This is a genomic window from Siccirubricoccus soli (assembly GCF_024178315.1).
GTDB lineage: Bacteria > Pseudomonadota > Alphaproteobacteria > Acetobacterales > Acetobacteraceae > Siccirubricoccus > Siccirubricoccus soli.
Genome location: NZ_JAMZIK010000049.1, coordinates 1 through 517 on the forward strand (window position 1 = coordinate 1; position 517 = coordinate 517).

General features: G+C 71.8%; 1 protein-coding gene. It reads right to left on the bottom strand.

All coding sequences use genetic code 11. From position 1 onward, the window contains the following. A partial coding sequence (locus tag NJ376_RS08405; RefSeq protein WP_252952796.1) for an HAD-IC family P-type ATPase occupies positions 1–517 on the bottom strand: 517 nt, incomplete at both ends.

Here is a 517-nt window from a genome sequence, read left to right on the forward strand (position 1 = left end):
CCAACCATGATGCTCATGGGCGTCGCCAGCCCCAGCGCGCAGGGGCAGGCGATGATGAGCACCGACACCGCCGCGATCAGCCCGTAGGAAAGCGCCGGGCTCGGCCCCCAGACGGCCCAGGCGATGAAGGCCAGCCCCGCGACTGCGATGACCGCCGGGACGAAGTAGCCGGACACGGTGTCGGCCATGCGCTGGATGGGCGCCCGGCTGCGCTGGGCCTCCGCGACCATCGCCACGATACGCGACAGCATGGTGTCCGAGCCCACCTTCTCGGCCCGCATCACCAGCGAGCCCGTGCCGTTGACCGTGCCGCCGATCACCTTGTCCCCGGGCTGCTTATCGACCGGCATGGATTCGCCGGTGACCATGGACTCGTCCACGGCGCCGCCGCCCTCCAGCACCACGCCGTCCACCGGCACGCCATCGCCGGGGCGCACCCGCAGCCGGTCGCCGACCTGGACCTCGGCCAGCGGGATCTCCTCGTCCTCGCCGTTCCCCTTGATGCGCCTCGCCGTCT